This window comes from Enterobacter cloacae complex sp. IR5412, from assembly GCF_049237385.1.
Classification (GTDB): domain Bacteria; phylum Pseudomonadota; class Gammaproteobacteria; order Enterobacterales; family Enterobacteriaceae; genus Enterobacter; species Enterobacter intestinihominis.
Map to the genome: position 1 here is coordinate 412,155 of NZ_JBMKHQ010000003.1, position 19,222 is coordinate 431,376.

The window sequence follows — 19,222 nt, forward strand, 5'->3', positions numbered from 1 at the left end:
GTAACGGTGTTGCCCGCCGCGTCTTTGCCGCTGACGTTGACCGTCCAGGTACCATCGCCCAGCGCCTGCGCGTCAGCAGCAGGCACCTTCACGCTCCATGCGCCGTTTGCCCCTACTTCTGCGGAATAGGTTTTACCGTTCAGCGTGACGGTAAGCGCCGTTCCCTGCGCCAGGTTTTTGCTGTTGCCGGACAGCGTAAAGCCAGCGGCCTGCTCGCTGGCGTTGATCACGTTATCGCCCGCCGTGGTGGCGAGCGTCACGCTGGTATCCGCTGTAGAAACGGTTACGGTAATACTGCCCGCAGAGGTCGTTTTACTGCCGTCGATCTGGACGACGGACCAGGTATGTTCCCCCTCCGCCTGGGTCGGAAGTGTTACCGTCCAGGTGCCGTCCTTTGCGACCATGGTGCTGGCGATGGTGCTGCCGCTGCTGTCTTTAACCTGAATGGTCGCGCCCGGCTGCCCGGTACCGCTGAAGGTTGGGGTGTTATCATCCGTGACCTCTTTTGCACTCAGCACCCCCTGCTTGTCACCCGCGTTATCCGTCAGCAAAAATGTTGGCGTGGCGCTTTCGACTTCTTTCGTATTATCAATAACTTTTGTTTTGGTTTCGCCGTCACCGCCGTGAGCCAGCAGTGCGCCAATCGCACCGCCTCCCAACGCCGCTCCGGCAATCCAGCCCCACGGCGCATCGCTTAAGACGCTTCCCTGCTCCAGAAAAGGTTCAATGCTGCTAATGGGTGCAGCCTGGGCGGTTAATTCGGTGGCGGCAACGCCTGATGCTTCCCCGGCATCGGCAAATGAAATATGCGTCAACTCCTGGTTATCGTTAAATACCAGTTCGGAATGATTATGGGTTTCCGTGTCTTCGACAAAATAATTATTGCAGCGGATCACGCTGCCATCTTTCATATAAATGAGGAGGTCATTCCCCTGGCGGACATAACGCACCACGTCCTGAGCAGAACCCTGAATTTCAATCACGCTCGGCGATGAAATAGAGACCGAGAGATTCCCTTCACCGGTTAATTTCGTTTTTTCTGCCGTTTTTCGAATGATAACATCAACAACTTTTGCGTTACTCATATTCTTCTCCTTGCAGGTGCGCGTATTCCTGTGGTTATGTCCACCAGAGGGATGTAACTATCCCTGGGAAAAACCACCCATTATTGTCTGACTTATTTCGCGCAGAAAGGCGCGCCTTTTTTAACTCAAATCAGGTAATTTCGCGGCAGCGTTTTTCTCTATTCCGATAAGCGGCATGAGATTATCCACCGCGGAGGCGTAATTAATCGCCGCGCTCCAGCCATCGTATTCAGCCATTATTTTCGCTGAGGTGGCAGACCAGACATCCTGCTCCACGCTGAGCAGATCGTTAATGCTGCGCTTGCTCAGGGTATATTCATTTTTGTAGACGTCGCGGGCGCGCAACGCATTTTCCAGCTGACGTTTTCCGGCCTCCATACGTCCTTGCGCCCCGGTCCAGTCGGCCTGTGCGACGGAGGCTTTTTGCAGGACATCAAAACGGGCCTGATCGACCTGAGACGATGCCATTGCCCTTGCGCCCTCGGCCTGACGGACGCGCGCCGAGACCGCGCCGCCCTGATAAAGCGGTGCATCAATATTGAGCTGGATCTGATCATCCCAGTACGCGCGATTATCAGACTCGTACCGGGTGCGGCCCCCTTTCAGGCTTAAGGTTGGCCAGTGCTGTGACTTCGCGGTTTCTACGCCGTACTGGGCTGAACGCTCCATGTTCTGCGCGGCCATCACCGTTGGAATCAGTGAATAATCAATTCGATTGAGAGAATCCGACTCCACGGCCAGACCTCCCGGAACCGGTGAATAGCGTTCAGCCTGTATGCCAGTTAATACCGCCAGCCGCGCGCGGGCGCTGTTCAGGGACGCATTGTACTGCTCTACCGTCGCCTGCATTCCGGCAATACGGGTGCGGGTCTGAAGCTCATCAGAGGTGGAGCTTACCCCTGCATCGGCGCGGAGTTTTGCCAGCTGCTCAACGTTTTTAAGCGCCTGCACGTTCTCTGTTGCCGCCTGTAACAGATCGCTGTAGCGTTTCACTTCCACATAGCTGAGGGCCGTTTTTTCCGCGACGGCAGACATCGTGCTCATCAGCTGGTAGCGATAGCTGTCACGCTGAGCTGAAGACTGGCTGATGCTGTTATTGGTCTTGCCAAAATCGTACACAAGCTGCGTCAGGCTCAGACCCCAGGCTGCGGAATTTCGCAACGAGCCGCTCGAATCGGTGGTCTGGCTGTGACCCGTACTCCCGTTCAAGGCTATTTGTGGCATCCAGCCACTACGCGCTTCGTCTATTTGTGCCTGGCCAATCCCCAGCTGTGCAGCCTGCTGACTCACCGACGGGTCGCGGTCAAGAGCGAAAAGAATACTTTCTTTCATCGTCATTGCCGCAACGGGAGATATCCCTACCAGACCGTTAGTTGCATGAGCCGCAGTCACCACCAGTGAAATTAAGGTCAGGGAAGCAGATAATCTGAGCATCCTGTTATTGCATTTCATCTTTATAATACCCCCGACTTCAGGTGATGGCTAAATAATTACCAGGAAGAGGTACAAATAATTCACCCTATTTGCCCCACTCCTGTTTGATAAATTCCGCCAATAGTCACCCACACCCATTTCAATTGAGATGAGAGCCGTACAATCTCTTTTTTTCTTTTAAGAATTTACTTAAATATTTATTGATTCGCAGCATAACAAAATGTGATATGAGCGACCACATCCGTAATGTTAATGTGGTGTTACAAATAAGAAAAAAGATGGGGTTTCTGGACAAATGGCTATTAGATGCGTTTACGCTGAATCATATAAACCCTCTGTAATTTAAGGAAAATCCTGAAACACCTTGATGTACATTTTTGCGTTTATTTCATCTCGAATCAGACACAAAGATTTTCAAAGAACTGTCAATTTAAGTCATTCGCTGATTAATATTAAATTATTTTACTTTAAAAAGAATATCTAATAGATATAAGCACCAATTTATATTTATAATCTGGTTTTATATTCTTATTCGAACTCCTTATTCGGTAGCTTTAACCAAATTTCTATGTAAAACATAGCGTTAACATCAGGTCTAAACGATACATACATGTTTTTGATGACTGATTAATGCTAATTCAATATTCACCTTATTAATCTGTTTTTGGACAACATCCCCCTCCTGTTACGATTCCCTTTCCTGTAAAATGCTGTAAACTGCATAGTATTGCGACATTTTGCAGGATGCTGCACCCATGCATAAAACCGCCAGACAAAAATATGTACTTGAAATTATTACTGAACAAGGCCAGGCCAGCATCACTGAGCTGGCAGAAAAGTTGCAGGTTTCGGCGGATACCATCCGTCGCGATCTGACCGATCTGGAAAAACAGGGACTGGCACAAAAAAACCATGGCGGCGCCATCGCGCTGAATCTCTCGACGATGAACCGAGTTAGCAGGAATACCTTACTGCCTGAAATCAAGCAGCGGCTGGGTAAACAGGTTGCGCAGTGCGTACCTGCGGGCTCGACGCTTTTTCTGGACGCCGGAAGCACACTTCTGGCCGTTGCCTCTTTCCTGCAGGGACCGCTGACCATCATCACCCCTTCTCTTGATATCGCCCAGCAGGTTAGCGATCGGGAAGATATCGATCTGATCCTGCTTGGTGGAAAGTGGGATCAGAAACAGCGCCTGTTTGCCGGAAGCGCCACCCTTTCGCTGCTCTCTCGCTACCGGGCGGATATCGCCATCCTTGGCGCATGCGCCATTCATGCCGAGCTCGGATTGAGCGCCAGTCAGGAGGCGGATGCCGAGGTGAAGCGTGCCATGCTGGCCGCAAGCCAGGCGCACTGGGTAGTCGCCGACCATCTTAAACTCAACCAGTGCGAACCTTATCTGGTTTCAGGGTTATCCCAGATTCATCAACTGTTTTTAGATCGTCCCTGGGCAGAGCTCGGGGACCATAGCGCCGTGCAGGTTACCGTTTGCGCGCATTAACGTGGAGAAGGTCATGAATAAAGTGAAGACAATGAATATTGCGCTGATCGGGTATGGTTTTGTGGGTAAGACGTTTCATGCCCCGCTGATCCAGTCCGTCGACGGCCTGAAGCTGGCGGTGGTCTCATCCCGGGATGAAGAAAAGGTCAAACGCGATCTGCCGGACGTCCTCGTTGTTGCCACCCCTGAAGAGGCTATTCAGCACCCGGATATCGACCTGGTGGTTATCGCCTCCCCTAACGCGACCCATGCGCCGCTGGCCACCCTGGCGCTCAACGCCGGCAAGCACGTAGTGGTGGATAAGCCATTTACGCTGGATATGCAGGAAGCGCGAGATCTGATTGCGCTTGCGCAAGAAAAACAACGCCTGCTCTCTGTCTTCCATAACCGCCGCTGGGACAGCGATTTTCTCGGCATTAAGCAGGTGATTGAGCAAGGCAGTATCGGCAAGGTAAAACACTTTGAATCGCATATCGATCGTTTCCGCCCGGAGGTTCGCGTGCGCTGGAGAGAGCAAAATGTTCCCGGCAGTGGCCTGTGGTTCGACTTAGGCCCGCACATGATTGACCAGACGCTACAGCTTTTTGGTCTGCCGCTGTCGGTACAGGGCAACATCGCCACCCTGCGTGACGGTGCGGAAATTAACGACTGGGCGCACGTGGTGCTGAACTATCCTGAACACAAAGTGGTCCTCCATTGCAGCATGCTAGTGGCAGGCGGCGTTGCCCGCTTTACCGTCCACGGCGATAAGGCCAGCGTGGTGAAAGCGCGCATCGATCAGCAGGAAGCCCAGCTTCTGGCAGGCGTCATTCCGGGTAGCGAAAGCTGGGGTGAGGACAGCGACGCTATGGTGCTGTTTAATGCCCAGGGTGAAGCCAGCGCTATCCCTGCGCCAAAAGGCGACCAGCGGCAGTACTATATAAACGTGCGCGATGCCCTGAACGGCAAGATTGACAATCCGGTCCATCCGGTGGAAGCCCTGGCGGTGATGGCGGTGCTGGAAGCGGCGGTAAAATCTTCAGAAACGGGTACAACTCAGGAACTGGACTTAACGGCGCAGGAGCGCGCGCAACTGCAATAAGCCGCAAAAAAAATGCCCTGCGGGTTGGCAGGGCATTATCGGTCACTGACGCTTTTTCGGCATCATGCGCAGCAGCGTATTGTCTTTCCAGAAATAGTGATGCATCAGCGCGGCAAAGGCGTGCAAACCAATCACAAAATACCCCAGATTCGCCAGCGTTACGTGCCACGCTTTTAGCGTATCCACCAGGTCAAAATTCCCCTCCGCCGCATGCGGCATCGTCAGGCCAAACGCAAACCAGTCATTTCCCCGGTTATACATCATCACCATGCCGATCAGCGGCAGCGCAATAAACAGCAGGTAGATAACCAGATGCCCCAGATGGGACAGCCCGGTGATCATCGCTTTTGGTTTCGGTTGAATGGGCGGAGCAGGGAACTTCAGGCGGATAAGCAGGCGCGCCACCATCAGCACCAGGATGCTGATCCCGCAGGAAACGTGGATCATATTAATAAGCGGACGATCGGTTCGCGGGAACCAACCTCTGAATTCCATGGCGCAATAGGCCATAATAACTAACAGAAAAACCAGCCAGTGAATGCTGATTTGCAGACCCGTATATTTTGTGCGCATGTTGTTTCCCGATAAATAACAGTTATCGCGCCAACATAACCACCTTTCCTGAAAATGTGAACCCCCTTTTACGGAGGGCCGAGTATTCCCAGTTATCTGAAATCAGAAGCATTAACGTGCCTTCAGAATAACGGAGGGATTACAGCGATGCCCAGGTCCTGCTGTAAATCGCTGAGGCGTTTGCCTTCCGGCCGGGGCGTGGCGCAGGGATGCGCCGAGAGGGCGGGCTTTACAGGGATGTTACCTCCGCCCGTCCCCGATAAGCCGGAAGGAATAAGCCGAAGGGACCGCGAAGCGGCGATTTACCGCCGGGAGCCCGGGTCGCCAGGGTGGTGGCGACTGAGCCACCCTGGCACGTTCACCGGTCATTTTGTTACAGAGTAGCAAGGAACCTAAAGTGAACGGAATGACCACCAGAGCCGTATGTTCCCCTCACCCTAACCCTCTCCCCAAAGGGGCGAGGGAACTGCTCCGTGCACACATTATCTCGCATGGAGGGGGCTCCTGATTACGACTGCAAATAGACTACCTGCGTCTGCAAATACTCATTCAGCCCGTGTTTGCCATCCGCCCCGCCGATCCCGGATTTCCGCCAGCCCGCATGGAAGCCCTGCATCGCTTCAAAGTTTTCACGGTTAATGTAGGTCTCGCCGAACTTAAGCCCTTTAATGGCTTTCATGGCGACATTCAGATCCTGCGTATATACAGACGAGGTTAAACCGTAGTCGCTGTCGTTGGCCATTTTCAGGGCCTCTTCCAGGGTGTCGAAAGCCACTACCGGCAGTACCGGGCCAAAGGTCTCTTCGTGCATGATGGCCATGTCCTGATGTACGTCCAGCAGCAGCGTTGGGGGATAAAAATACCCTTTGCCCTCTGCCGCTTTACCGCCAAGGACCACTTTAGCCCCTTCCTGCACCGCGCGCGCCACCTTCTGCTCCACACGCTCCAGCGCGGCGGCGTTGATCAGCGGCCCCATGCCGATATCCGTTCGCTCAGCCGGATTGCCAAACTGGACGGCTTTCATTGCCTCGCCCAGACGATTCACAAAGCGGTCGTAGATCCCCTTCTGAACATAGACACGTTCCGCGCAGTTACACACCTGTCCGGTATTGATGACGCGTGAATCCACAATGGCCTTCACGGCCAGCTCGAGGTCGGCATCGTCCATCACGATGGCCGGGGCTTTACCACCCAGCTCCAGCCCCACTTTGGTGATGTTTTTCGCAGCCGCAGCCATGATCTTTTCACCCGCCCCGACGCTGCCGGTCATGCTGACCATCGCCACTTTCGGGTTCCCGGCCAGCTCCTGTCCGACGGTTTCACCGCGGCCCAGCACCAGGTTGAAGACGCCTTTCGGCAGGCCAATCTCGTCGACGATTTTGGCAAACGCAGTGGCGTTGTTTGGGGTAAATTCGCTCGGTTTGATAACGATGGTGTTGCCGGTGATTAGCGCAGGAGCGAGCTTACGGGCAATCAGGAAGAAGGGAAAGTTCCACGGCAGAATGCCGGTGGTGACGCCAAGGGCGCGCTTAAACACCAGAATATTCTCGCCCGGACGGTCGCTCTGAATGATTTCCCCTTCATAACGGCGCGCCCACTCGGCCATATAGTCGATATAGTCAGCTGTAAAGTTAACTTCCACTTCCGCCAGCTGCTGGATCTTGCCCCCTTCGGCCACAATCAGCGCGCTGATTTCGCTGACGCGCTCGCGGATCCCGGCGGAAATTTTGCGTAGCCAGCTGGCGCGTTCAATGGCAGGCAGCGCCTCCCAGCCAGCCTGCGCGCGCTCTGCCGCGTCAATGGCCTTGCGGGCGTCCTCGGCGGTGCCGTCGGGAATACGGGAAATGACCTCTTCCGTGGCCGGATTGATCACGTCAATCCAGGCATCACCCTGCCAGGCAACAAACTGTCCATCAATATACATAGGATGTTGTACGGGTACTGTCATAACCTGCTCCTGTAATCACACTGTTTTTAACAAGTAAACTTAATGTTAAAAACTATAATTACCGGGGCAATTGCCTACTCTATGAGTCTGTTTTTGTGAGATATCTCATAAAAGAAACGGGTCAGCCCGTTTCAAAAATCACAAATCGGCAACAAAGGCTGCCCGTTTGCGTAAAAGATGGCGCAAACGGGCAAGAGCATTACAGCAGAGAACGGCTCACCAGCGCGTCGGTGAGAATGACGTCGTTTCGCAGGATCTGCCACGCGGCGTCCACGTCGGCAGGGATATCGACATGGGCAATGAAATCACGTCCCGCCGGACCGTAGCCGTTGATGTCGTCCCTGAGTCGCGGAAATTCACCCAGCACCAGCGACAGGTAACGTTCTACCGGCCATAACCCCTCGACCGGGCCGCTGAACGCCAGACCGTCGTCACTGTTTTGCAGCACGGGCGTCAGGCCGGGATGACTCATCCATGCGGGCGATGCAGCCTCGTCGCGGCAAACGCGGGCAAACGTAGCCATTGTGCGACGCTGCATCGTCGGGTCCTGCACTACCAGCACCCGGGCGGCGTTCAGTCCGGACTGTTTCATCAACGCCCGGCTGAAGCGGGCGTTTTCGCCACAGTTGGTCGACTGATCCTCAACGTGAAGATGCTCAGCCGGAATGTTCCAGAATTCACGGGCGATGTCGGCCAGAATAGCCGCCTCAGCCCGCCCGGTGGTGGGTATCCTGTTATAGCGGGGGTGCTTTGCAATCGCGGCGTAGAGGAAGGTCGTCGAGTGACCGATCCCGCCGCTGATGATCAGAGGAACCCCCTGTTCAGCCGCGATTTTACAGGCAGCATCAATCGCGGGGATCACCGCGTTACCCGCCAGAATCACCAGATCAACGGGCTGGTTGTCCTGATAGTCGTCCTGAGCAAGCCACGCCCCAACGGTATTCACGGCGTCGAGTGTTGTGCCAGGCAGACAGGGGAAAAGTGCCATTGTCATCGTTACCTCCTTACAGCATTAATCTTTAGAGTACTTCACACAACGGGGGTGAAAAGGAGATCACTCTGAAAGCCGAGGTGCTCATTACGCTGCATATTTGTCATTTTGATGAAATAACCAGAAACATCCAAAAACAATTGGGTTGCACCCTGAGTTTGTGCTTTTGATTATCTGCCCTTCAACACATCCTGCCACAACAGCGTGCTGAAAAAGCACCAGTTGCTGCTTAATCCATCGTGATCTGACCCGTTTTAGTTCTGGCTGACTTGCCAAACGTAACATCCAACCCTAAGTTGCTTAACAATTTCACAACCATTACACACCGACAGGTTGCACCTGAAGCGCGCCAGGTAACACCTCTATTATCATCCACGTGGCGGAGTTTTGAGTCATGACACAACATGAGAGCACGGCAACGGTATTACGGAAAAACAAAAAGGTATTAATTGCCAGTCTTACGGGAAGTTCTATTGAATGGTTTGATTATTTTCTCTATGGCACCGCTGCCGCGCTGGTGTTTAACAAGATTTTCTTTCCGATGGTCGACCCGGTTATCGGGCTGATCCTCTCCTATCTCTCCTTCTCGTTGACCTTCTTTATTCGCCCCATTGGCGGCGTTCTCTTTGCACATATCGGGGATCGTATCGGTCGCAAAAAAACGCTTGTCCTCACCCTTTCATTGATGGGAGGTGCAACCGTGATGATTGGCCTGCTGCCCACCTACGACATGATCGGGATGTGGGCGCCCGCGTTGCTGATCCTGATGCGTATTATTCAGGGGATGGGTATCGGCGGTGAATGGGGTGGCGCGCTACTGCTGGCTTACGAGTATGCGCCAGAAAAACGCAAAGGCTTCTTCGGCAGTATTCCGCAGGCGGGCGTTACCATCGGCATGTTGATGGCGACATTTATCGTCTCGCTAATGACGCTGTTCAGCGAAGAGGATTTTCTCTCCTGGGGCTGGCGCATTCCGTTCCTGCTCAGTTCCGTGCTGGTAATATTGGGGCTTTGGATTCGGAAAGATATTGACGAAACGCCTGATTTCCAGAAAGTGAAAAAATCCGGCCAGGTTGCGAAAGCTCCGCTGCGCGACACCATAAAACACCACTGGCGTGAAGTGCTAATTGCCGCCGGGCTTAAGGTTGTGGAGACAGCACCGTTCTATATTTTCTCCACGTTTGTGGTGAGCTACGCCACTACCACCCTGACCTATCAGAAATCCCAGGCGCTGGAGGCAGTAACTCTTGGCGCACTGGTCGCCACTATCATGATCCCGCTGATGGGGCTGCTCTCCGACAGGGTTGGCCGCCAGCGTATGTACGCCGTCAGTGTCTTCGTGCTCGGCCTGTTTATCGTGCCCTGGTTTATGCTGCTGAATACCGGTACCACCTGGGGAATTGTGCTCGCGACCGTTATCGCTTTTGGCGTACTGTGGGCACCGGTGACGGCGGTTCTCGGCACGCTCTGCTCTGAAATTTTCAGTGCCAACGTTCGCTACACCGGTATCACGCTGGGTTATCAACTTGGGGCCGCGCTGGCGGGCGGAACGGCACCGCTAATAGCTACCGGACTGCTGGCGAAATACGACGGCGACTGGGTACCCGTGGCCTGGTATCTGGGCGTGACGGTCGCTATCTCCCTCATTGCAATTTTTTGTGCCAGCCGCATCAACCGTGAACGCCACCTTCAGGCGCAGCCGGAACAGCGATAATATTATTGCGGCTCCGTTCGCGAGCCGCACTTTTTCTTCATCATTCCCTCTACATTTGATTAACATACAATATTCGTATTCACTTGAATTATGATTTGCGTCAGCCGTAGAATCATTAGCCCGCTCACAATTCAACATTTTTAAAGGTAAACCCCGTTATGCGCCTGCCCCAACGCGATCCTTATGCTCCTCGCGAGTGGCAGCCACACGAGAAACCCGCTCTGCTGGGTTCCCCTTCCACCCCGGAACATCCGACGTCGAAAAGGATCGCCTATGGCGTGGTCGGCCTGCTGGTGTGCCTGACCGGGGCGCTGGGTAACGCGGTCGTCACCGCCAATCTGCAAAATCTGCAAGGCACCTTCGGCGCCTGGTCGACTGAAATCGCCTGGCTGCCTGCCGTCTATGTCATGACCAACGTCTCCATCAACCTGCTGCTGGTAAAGTTTCGCCAGCAGTACGGTTTGCGCGCGTTTACGGAAGGCTTCCTGGTGCTGTATGTGCTGGTCACCTTTTTCCACCTGTTTGTGAACGATCTCAGCTCGGCGCTGATGGTACGGGCGGCACACGGGATGGTCGCCGCCGCGCTCAGCTCGCTCGGCATTTATTACCAGATACAGGCCTGGCCCGCGAAGCACCGACTGAAGGCGCTGACCATCGGCATTACCGGTTCGTCGCTGGCGATACCGCTGGCGCGGCTGTTCTCCACCGAGCTGTTGCAGCTTGATGAGTGGCGTGGGCTGTACTTCTTCGAGCTGGGTTTGGCCCTGATCTCACTGGCCTGCGTGATGGTGCTGAAACTGCCCCCGGGCGATCGACGCAAAGTTTTCGAGAAGAAAGATTTCATCACCTTCTTTTTGCTTGCGCCCGGTATGGCGCTGTTGTGCGCGGTTCTGTCGCTAGGGCGTCTGGAATGGTGGTTTGAAACACCGTGGATCGGCTGGGCGTTGGCTCTCTCGCTGGTGCTAATTGTCTGTGCAATCGTCTTTGAACATAACCGCAGCAACCCGCTGCTCAATACCCGCTGGCTGTCCAGCGGCAGCATCGTACGCCTGGGGTTGATTATGCTGCTGATCCGCATCGTACTGGCGGAACAGAACACCGGCGTCATCGGCTGGCTGCAATATGCGGGCCTACAGAATGAACAGATGACCCATCTGGCGTGGTCTATTTTCGCCGGAATCGTCTGCGGTATCGTCACCAGCTGTCTGACGATCAAACCCACTAAGCTGGCCTGGCCGATTATCACCTCGCTGGCGCTGATGATTGTTGCTTCGCTGCTGGACAGCCAGTCCAACAACCTGACCCGGCCGGATCAGCTGATGTTCAGCCAGTTCCTGCTTGGTTTCGGCAGCGCTTTCTTCCTCGCCCCTGCGATGCTGGCCGCCATTGGCGGGGTGATCGCCGAACCACGCAATCTGGTCAGCTTTTCCGTAATGTTTGGCATGAGTCAGAACCTTGGTGGCCTGCTGGGTTCTGCAATCCTTGGTACCTTCCAGACCTGGCGCGAGAAGTACCATTCCAGCCTGCTGGCTGACCAGCTCACCACCCTCAACCCGCTGGTGAACGAACGCATTCAGCTTTACACCCAGATGTATAAAAGCCTGGTTGGCGACAGTTCCCTGTTGGGAACCCAGGCCATTATTCAGCTTCAGACGGTGACGACGCTTGAGGCAAACATTCTGGCTTACAACGATACTTATCTCCTGACGGCGAGCATTGCCACAGCCACGCTGGTCTGGATTTTATGGCGCTTGCTGCGCCTGCGCATCACCGCCCGTATGGCCCTTAAGAACGCCACTGGCAATAAGTAATGACTATTTTTCAGGAGAAGTTATGAGTCAGCAGGATGCCGCCAAAGAGCAGGCCAACACCCGCAAAAATGTACGCGTCGTTTCCATTTTCACCGCCGCGGCTATCGGCATTGTCGGGGTGCTGGTGATCCTTTATGCCTGGCAGTTGCCCCCGTTCACGCGTCATACCCAGTTTACTGATAACGCCTACGTGCGCGGCCAGACCACGTTCATCAGTCCGCAAGTCAACGGCTACATTACTGAGGTCCATGTTCAGGATTTTGTGCAGGTTAAAAAAGGCGACCTGCTGTTGCAGATTGATGACCGGATCTATCGCCAGCGCGTCCATCAGGCCGAGGCGCAGCTGGCAATGAAAATTGCTGCGCTGAACAACAACCTGCAACAGCGTAAAAGCGCGGAAGCGGTGATTGCCAAAAACGAAGCGGCACTGAAAAACGCCCGTGCCCAAAGTCTGAAAACCCAGGCGGATCTGAAACGCGTGAAGGATCTGACCGCAGACGGCTCCCTGTCCATTCGCGAGCGCGATGCGGCGCTGGCCAGTGCCGCTCAGGGGAGCGCCGATATCGACCAGGCGAAAGCAACGCTTGAGATGTCGCGCCAGGATCTACAAACGGTTATCGTCAATCGCGCTTCGCTGGAAGCGGACGTTGAAAATGCAAAAGCCGCGCTGGAGCTTGCGCAGATCGATCTGCAAAACACCCGCATTGTCGCGCCGCGTGACGGTCAGCTCGGGCAGATTGCGGTGCGTCTTGGAGCGTACGTCACCGCCGGGACGCACCTTACCACGCTGGTCCCGCCGCAGCACTGGGTGATCGCCAATATCAAAGAGACGCAGCTGGCGAATTTACGCGTCGGACAGCCAGTGAAATTCACCGTCGATGCGTTAAACGATAAAGCCTATCAGGGCCGCGTGGAGAGCATATCCCCGGCCACAGGCGTCGAGTTCAGCGCTATTACCCCGGATAACGCCACGGGCAACTTTGTTAAAATCGCCCAGCGCATCCCGGTACGCATTGAGGTACTCGGTGAGCCGGAGGCGTACCGGCTGCTGCGCCCTGGCATGTCGGTGCAGGTCACCATCGACACGCGGGAGGCGAAACAATGACGCTTCGCCCGATAGCCGGCCTGCTGATGATGGCTATCCTTGCGGGTTGCCAGTCGGTTGACGTTGAGCCCGCCAAATCGTCCCTGCACATCCCGGCCCAGTGGCGCGCGACGTCGGGGCCAACCAGCCCGACAGAGCAGCTCTGGTGGCGTAATTTCCACGACAGCAATCTGAATCACTATGTGGATCAGGCGCTGAAGAACAACAGCGACGTGCTGATTGCCCGCGAGCGGATTAATGAGTATCAGGCCCGGGTATACGCCGCCGACGGCAGCCTGTTCCCGTCGCTTGACGCGGGCGTGACCGGGACGCGCGCGCGCTCGCAGTCCGCCGCCACAGGCCTTCCGGTATACGGTACGTTGTACAAAGGCAGCCTGACCGCCAGCTACGACGTGGATATCTGGGGGGTAAACCGTAGCACCTCCCGTGCCGCCGAAGCGTCGCTGGAGGCACAAAAGGCGGCGGCCGCGGCGGCAGATCTCACGGTCGCAACGTCGGTGGCCTCCGGGTACGTCACTCTCCTGTCGCTGGATGAACAGCTTCGCGTTACCCAGTCCACGCTGAAATCGCGTGAAGAGGCGTTCAATCTTGCTAAACGACAGTTTGAGACGGGATACAGCTCTCGCCTTGAGCTGATGCAATCGGATTCTGAGCTGCGCGCCACCCGCGCTCAGGTTCCACTGCTTCAGCACCAGATTGCGCAGCAGGAGAATGCGCTCAGCCTGCTGCTGGGCAACAACCCGGGTGACGTTGCGCGCGGTGAAAGCTTTGATGCCCTGATGCCGCTGAAACTGCCCTCCCAGCTGCCGTCGACGTTACTGAACCGGCGTCCGGATATCGTCCAGGCTGAACGTCAGCTGATTGCGGCGGACGCGACGCTGGCGGCATCGCGTGCCAGCCTGCTGCCGTCGATCAACCTCACGGCCACAGGATCGGTGCAGGATCGCACGCTGTCGGGATTGCTGGATAACCCCCTCCAGCTCTGGAGCGTGGGCGGCAGTATTCTTGCGCCGCTGCTGAACCGACAGGCGCTGAATGCACAGGTGGATATCTCTCAGTCTCAGCGTAATCAGGCGTTGTACAGCTACGAAAAAACCGTACGTAATGCGTTTGCCGAGGTGAATGACAGCCTTGATGCCATCACCCGTTATCAGGAACAGCTTAACGAGCTGCTGGCTCAGCAGGCGGTCGCGCAGGAGACGCTGCGGATAGCGCAAAACCGCTACCGCAACGGGTACTCTTCTTATCTGGATGTGCTCGATGCACAGCGCACGCTGTTCTCGGTGCAGACCAGCGTGGTACAGGTGAAAAACAACCTGCTGCTGGCGCAAATTGATTTGTATAAAGCGCTGGGCGGCGGTTGGGTCAGTGCGTGAAAACATGCCGGGTGGCGGCTACGCCTTACCCGGCCTACATTTCGCCTCTGGCGATACCCCCATGGCGCGCGCCCTGCCGCCGGATGGAAAGCTGATTACGCTTGAAGCGGACCCGAAACATGCCGCTGTTGCACGCCAGAACATTCACCTTGCGGGACTCAGCGATCGTATCGAACTGATTACAGGCCCGGCGCTAAAGTCGCTCGAGAATTTCGGTGACGTCCCGCCCTTTGACCTGATCTTTATTGATGCCGATAAGCCAAACAATCCCGGCTACCTGGAGTGGGCGCTGCACTACTCCCGTCCCGGCACGGTCATAATCGGCGATAACGTGGTGCGCGACGGCGAGGTGGTTAACGGGCAAAGCGACGATGCACGCGTGCAGGGGGTACGGAAGTTTATCGAGATGACTGGAGATAACCCACGCTTAACCGCCACCGCGCTGCAAACGGTGGGCGTTAAGGGGTGGGATGGGTTTACGCTAGCGATGGTGGAACGATAAAAAGCCGGGTGGCGGCTACGCCTTACCCGGCCTACATGTTCTCCCGTATGCCCGGTAAGCGCAGCGCCACCGGGCAATGGTTTTAGCCGGAGATCTGCTCCATCGCCTGCAAGATACGCTTATCCGAAATGGGATACGGCGTACCGAGCTGCTGGGCGAAGAAGCTGACGCGCAGCTCCTCGATCATCCAGCGGATCTCCCGCACGTCGTCGTCATCGCGACGCGCTGGCGGCAGTTTGTTGAGCCACTGCTGCCACGCCTGCTGCACGTTTTCGACTTTCAGCATCTGCGCTCGATCGCGATGCGGATCGACCGCCATTTTCTCCAGACGCTTCTCAATCGCCTGCAAATAACGCAGCGTATCACCCAGACGCTTAAAGCCGTTGCCGGTGACAAAGCCGCGATACACCAGCCCCGCCATCTGCGCCTTCACGTCCGACAGACCCAGGGCCATGGTCATATCCACCCGCCCCTTCAGACGCTTGTTGATATTGAACACGGCGGTGAGGATCTGCTCGACCTGTTTGGCAATCTCCACCACGGTGTCGTTCAGCTCCGCGCGCACCTTTTCATGAAGCTGAGCAAAGCCCTCTTCCGTCCAGACCGGACCGCCCGCCTCGTGGATCAGTTTGTCCACACCGCAGGAGATGCAGTCGTCGATCAGATCCAGCACCTTACCGTACGGGTTAAAGTAGAGCCCCAGCTTGGCTTTGTTCGGCAGCTTCTCGTGCAGATACTTAATCGGCGACGGGATGTTAAGCAGCAGCAGGCGACGCAGCCCGCGCCACATCATCTGCTGTTGCTCCTGCGGATTGTCAAAGAGCTTAATCGCCACGCTGTCGCGCTCATCCACCAGCGCGGGCCAGGCTTTCACCTTGTAGTTCCCGCGCTTCTGCTCATAGCTTTCCGGAAGCTGACCAAAGCTCCAGATGTGCAGCCCGCTCTGCTCAATACCGTCATCGGCCACCGCAGAGAGCGTCTCCTGGACTTTACCTTTCAGCGCTTCTTTCAGCTCCGTCAGAGAACGGCCTTCGAGCAGCTTTTTGTTTTTATCGTCCACTACGCGGAATGTGATTTTCAGGTGATCGGGCACCTGATCCCAGTTCCAGTCGTCGCGGTCAATGGTGGTCCCGGTCATGCGTCGGAACTCACGCTCCAGTGCGTCCAGCAGCGGCAGTTCCAGCGGCGTGACGCGGCCTAAAAACGCTTCGGCGTAGTTCGGTGCCGGTACAAAGTTGCGCCGCACTGGTTTAGGCAGGGATTTGATTAATGCAATGACCAGTTCGCGGCGCAGGCCGGGAATTTGCCACTCAAACCCGCTCTCATCCACCTGGTTTAACAGCGGCAACGGAATGTGCACCGTCACGCCATCGGCATCCGCGCCCGGCTCAAACTGATAGGTCAGACGCAGCTTGAGGTTGCCCTGATGCCAGAAGTTCGGGTAGTCGAGCTTGCTGACCGACTCCGCGCCCTCTTTGATCAGCATGCTCTTTTCAAAGTTGAGCAGGTCCGGGGTCTCTTTGCTGGCTTTCTTCCACCAGCTGTCGAAATGGCGCGCCGAGATCACATCGTGGCTGATGCGCTGGTCGTAAAACTCAAACAGCGTCTCGTCGTCCACCAGAATGTCGCGACGGCGGGACTTGTGCTCAAGCTCTTCCACCTCGGCGCGCAGCTTGAGGTTTTCGCGGAAGAACGCATGGCGCGTCTGCCAGTCGCCTTCCACCAGCGCATGGCGGATAAACAGCTCGCGACTCAGCGCCGGGTCAATCTGGCTGTAGTTAACCTTACGCGCTGCAACCACCGGCAGGCCGTAAACGGTGACTTTTTCCGTCGCCATCACCGCGCCCTGCCCGCGCTCCCAGTGCGGCTCACTGTACGAGCGTTTCAGCAGGTGCTGCGCCACCGGCTCAACCCACTCTGGATCGATACGCGCGGCGATACGCCCCCACAGACGGCTGGTTTCCACCAGCTCGGCGACCATGGTCCACTTCGGCGGCTTCTTGAACAAACCGGAGCCCGGGAAGATGGAGAAACGCGCGTTGCGTGCGCCGGTAAATTCCTGTTTATCCGCATCCTTCATCCCGATATGAGACAGCAGGCCGGTCAGCAGGGCGATATGAATTTCGCGGTACTCCGCCGGTTCACTGTTCACCGGGATGCCCAGCTCTTTCACCACCTGGCGCAGTTGGGTGTAGATATCCTGCCACTCGCGCACGCGCAGGTAGTTGAGGAAATCCACCCGGCACTGACGGCGGAACTGATTCGAAGAGAGCGCTTTTTGCTGCTCGCCGAGGTAGTTCCACAGGTTGACGAATGCGAGGAAATCGGATTCTTTATCGTGGAAGCGACGGTGTTTTTCATCCGACGCCTGCTGTTTGTCCATCGGACGCTCGCGCGGATCCTGAATGGAGAGCGCCGAGGTGATGATCATCGCCTCGCGCACGCAGCCGTGTTTTTGCGCCTCCAGCACCATGCGCGCCAGCCGCGGGTCGACCGGCAGCTGGCTAAGCTGGCGGCCCAACGGCGTTAGCTTGTAGGCCGTCGCCTGCTCGTCGGTAGTAATGGCCCCCAGCTCTTCCAGCAGCCGCACCCCGTCCTGAATATTGCGCTTATCCGGCGCTTCCACAAACGGGAAGGCGGCGATATCGCCCAGCCCCAGCGCGGTCATTTGCAGGATAACGGATGCCAGGTTGGTTCGCAGGATCTCCGGATCGGTAAACTCCGGGCGCGACAGGAAATCATCTTCCGAATAGAGACGAATACAGATCCCTTCCGACACGCGGCCGCAGCGGCCCTTACGCTGATTAGCTGACGCCTGCGAAACCGGCTCGATCGGCAGACGCTGAACTTTGGTTCGGTAGCTGTAGCGGCTGATGCGCGCCGTACCCGGGTCGATCACGTATTTAATGCCCGGTACGGTCAGCGAGGTTTCGGCCACGTTGGTCGCCAGCACGATGCGGCGCCCGCTGTGCGGCTGGAACACGCGGTTCTGCTCGCTGTTGGACAGGCGCGCGTACAGCGGCAGGATCTCGGTATGGCGCAGATCGCGCTTGCTGAGCGCATCGGCGGTATCGCGGATCTCACGCTCGCCGCTCATGAAGATCAGAATGTCGCCAGAACTCTCGTTGCCCAGCTCGTCGACGGCATCGAAGATGGCCTGAAGCTGGTCGCGCTCGGTATCGTCCGCCTCTTCTACAATCGGGCGATAGCGCACTTCAACCGGGTAGGTTCGGCCTGAGACTTCAATGATCGGCGCATTATTGAAATGTTTTGAGAAGCGCTCCGGGTCGATGGTCGCGGAGGTGATGATGATTTTCAGATCCGGACGCCGGGGCAGCAGCTCTTTCAGGTAGCCGAGCAGGAAGTCGATGTTCAGGCTGCGCTCGTGCGCTTCATCGATGATGATGGTGTCGTACTGCATCAGCAGACGATCCTGCTGGATTTCCGCCAGCAGGATACCGTCGGTCATCAGCTTAACCATGGTGTTATCGCTGACGTGGTCGCTGAATCGCACCTTGTAGCCGATGCAGCCGCCCGGCTCCGTTTGCAGCTCGTCGGCAATACGGTTCGCCACGGTGCGCGCCGCCAGACGACGCGGCTGGGTGTGACCGATCAACCCTTTCACCCCGCGGCCTAATTCCATGCAGATCTTCGGCAGCTGAGTGGTTTTACCTGAACCGGTTTCCCCCGCGACGATCACCACCTGGTGGTCGCGCACGGCCTCAAGAATGTCCTGTTTTTTCTGGCTGACGGGCAGGTTTTCCGGATAGGTAATCTCCGGGCGTGCGGCTTCACGCAGCACAACTTTCCCTGCCGCCTGTTCAATCTCTTTGGCCATCTCCTGGTAAATGGCCTGTTGTGCATCAGGATTTTTAACCTTCTTAACGCCGTGCAGACGGCGCGCAAACCGCTGTTTATCGCGCAGCATCAGCGAATCAAGCTGTTGCATCAGCACCGGGAAGGATAATTTCTGTTGTTCTGTCATAGCGTTAACGGGCAGTGCACTGCCGGATAAAATCTCTTTTTAATGATTGCTATAGAGTACCACATCAGTGCTTTTCGCGCCTTATTCAAAAAATTCGAACATAGGCTTCGATATATTG

The 19,222-nt window shown here is 56.0% G+C and carries 11 protein-coding genes and 2 pseudogenes; 7 read left to right on the top strand and 6 right to left on the bottom strand.

The features are described from left to right. Positions 1-32: 32 nt before the first annotated feature. Together ACOTX2_RS08190 and ACOTX2_RS08195 are read right to left on the bottom strand one after the other, a co-directional pair. Positions 33-1,085: pseudogene (locus ACOTX2_RS08190) on the bottom strand (BapA/Bap/LapF family prefix-like domain-containing protein); the annotation flags it as partial. Positions 1,086-1,205: 120 nt separating this feature from the next. Beyond that, a complete protein-coding gene (locus ACOTX2_RS08195) occupies positions 1,206-2,519 on the bottom strand; it encodes a TolC family outer membrane protein (protein ID WP_223861947.1) in 1,314 nt (437 codons plus the stop codon). Positions 2,520-3,274: 755 nt separating this feature from the next. Between ACOTX2_RS08195 and ACOTX2_RS08200 the strand changes: the two genes are divergently transcribed. Both ACOTX2_RS08200 and ACOTX2_RS08205 read left to right on the top strand, forming a co-directional pair. Then, a complete protein-coding gene (locus ACOTX2_RS08200) occupies positions 3,275-4,018 on the top strand; it encodes a DeoR/GlpR family DNA-binding transcription regulator (RefSeq protein WP_022648061.1) in 744 nt (247 codons plus the stop codon). A gap of 13 nt (positions 4,019-4,031) precedes the next feature. Continuing rightward, the gene (locus ACOTX2_RS08205; protein WP_038416023.1) at positions 4,032-5,099 is read left to right on the top strand and encodes an oxidoreductase; all 1,068 of its coding nucleotides are present in this window, start codon (positions 4,032-4,034) and stop codon (positions 5,097-5,099) included. Between the two features lie 42 nt (positions 5,100-5,141). On the opposite strand, the gene cybB is transcribed toward ACOTX2_RS08205, so the two are convergent. From cybB to ACOTX2_RS08220, 3 genes are all read right to left on the bottom strand, one after another. Next, on the bottom strand, positions 5,142-5,672 hold the full coding sequence (cybB, locus tag ACOTX2_RS08210; protein WP_023300059.1) for a cytochrome b561: 531 nt from the start codon (positions 5,670-5,672) through the stop codon (positions 5,142-5,144). Positions 5,673-6,180: 508 nt separating this feature from the next. Next, positions 6,181-7,620 carry an aldehyde dehydrogenase gene (gene aldA / locus ACOTX2_RS08215; protein WP_063147352.1) on the bottom strand — a complete coding sequence of 480 codons (1,440 nt, stop codon included), beginning with the start codon at positions 7,618-7,620 and terminating at the stop codon, positions 6,181-6,183. 199 nt (positions 7,621-7,819) lie between these two features. Beyond that, complete coding sequence (locus tag ACOTX2_RS08220; protein WP_022648057.1) at positions 7,820-8,614, bottom strand: YdcF family protein; 795 nt, start codon at positions 8,612-8,614, stop codon at positions 7,820-7,822. Positions 8,615-9,005: 391 nt separating this feature from the next. On the opposite strand from ACOTX2_RS08220, the gene ACOTX2_RS08225 reads away from it, so the two are divergent. The 5 genes and pseudogenes from ACOTX2_RS08225 to ACOTX2_RS08245 form a co-directional block, all read left to right on the top strand. Next, the gene (locus ACOTX2_RS08225) at positions 9,006-10,325 is read left to right on the top strand and encodes an MFS transporter (protein ID WP_023300056.1); all 1,320 of its coding nucleotides are present in this window, start codon (positions 9,006-9,008) and stop codon (positions 10,323-10,325) included. A gap of 158 nt (positions 10,326-10,483) precedes the next feature. Next, a complete protein-coding gene (locus ACOTX2_RS08230; protein ID WP_023300055.1) occupies positions 10,484-12,136 on the top strand; it encodes an MFS transporter in 1,653 nt (550 codons plus the stop codon). Positions 12,137-12,158: 22 nt separating this feature from the next. Further along, complete coding sequence (locus ACOTX2_RS08235) at positions 12,159-13,241, top strand: HlyD family secretion protein (protein WP_032624299.1); 1,083 nt, start codon at positions 12,159-12,161, stop codon at positions 13,239-13,241. Then, positions 13,238-14,617 carry an efflux transporter outer membrane subunit gene (locus ACOTX2_RS08240; protein ID WP_063147354.1) on the top strand — a complete coding sequence of 460 codons (1,380 nt, stop codon included), beginning with the start codon at positions 13,238-13,240 and terminating at the stop codon, positions 14,615-14,617. The genes ACOTX2_RS08235 and ACOTX2_RS08240 overlap by 4 nt, the downstream gene beginning before the upstream one ends. Positions 14,618-14,678: 61 nt before the next feature. Continuing rightward, positions 14,679-15,119, top strand: a pseudogene (locus ACOTX2_RS08245) (O-methyltransferase); the annotation flags it as partial. Between the two features lie 82 nt (positions 15,120-15,201). Here the strand turns inward: ACOTX2_RS08245 and hrpA are convergent. Further along, entirely contained in the window at positions 15,202-19,104 is a 3,903-nt protein-coding gene (gene hrpA / locus ACOTX2_RS08250; RefSeq protein ID WP_063147355.1) for an ATP-dependent RNA helicase HrpA, read from the bottom strand. Positions 19,105-19,222: the final 118 nt, after the last annotated feature.

What these genes read in the sequence shown, in the direction of transcription:
- ACOTX2_RS08195 (WP_223861947.1), bottom strand. Translation starts at nt 2,519, where the DNA reads ATGCTCAGATTATCTGCTTCCCTGACCTTAATTTCACTGGTGGTGACT.
- ACOTX2_RS08200 (WP_022648061.1), top strand. Translation starts at nt 3,275, where the DNA reads ATGCATAAAACCGCCAGACAAAAATATGTACTTGAAATTATTACTGAA.
- ACOTX2_RS08205 (WP_038416023.1), top strand. Translation starts at nt 4,032, where the DNA reads ATGAATAAAGTGAAGACAATGAATATTGCGCTGATCGGGTATGGTTTT.
- cybB (WP_023300059.1), bottom strand. Translation starts at nt 5,672, where the DNA reads ATGCGCACAAAATATACGGGTCTGCAAATCAGCATTCACTGGCTGGTT.
- aldA (WP_063147352.1), bottom strand. Translation starts at nt 7,620, where the DNA reads ATGACAGTACCCGTACAACATCCTATGTATATTGATGGACAGTTTGTT.
- ACOTX2_RS08220 (WP_022648057.1), bottom strand. Translation starts at nt 8,614, where the DNA reads ATGACAATGGCACTTTTCCCCTGTCTGCCTGGCACAACACTCGACGCC.
- ACOTX2_RS08225 (WP_023300056.1), top strand. Translation starts at nt 9,006, where the DNA reads ATGACACAACATGAGAGCACGGCAACGGTATTACGGAAAAACAAAAAG.
- ACOTX2_RS08230 (WP_023300055.1), top strand. Translation starts at nt 10,484, where the DNA reads ATGCGCCTGCCCCAACGCGATCCTTATGCTCCTCGCGAGTGGCAGCCA.
- ACOTX2_RS08235 (WP_032624299.1), top strand. Translation starts at nt 12,159, where the DNA reads ATGAGTCAGCAGGATGCCGCCAAAGAGCAGGCCAACACCCGCAAAAAT.
- ACOTX2_RS08240 (WP_063147354.1), top strand. Translation starts at nt 13,238, where the DNA reads ATGACGCTTCGCCCGATAGCCGGCCTGCTGATGATGGCTATCCTTGCG.
- hrpA (WP_063147355.1), bottom strand. Translation starts at nt 19,104, where the DNA reads ATGACAGAACAACAGAAATTATCCTTCCCGGTGCTGATGCAACAGCTT.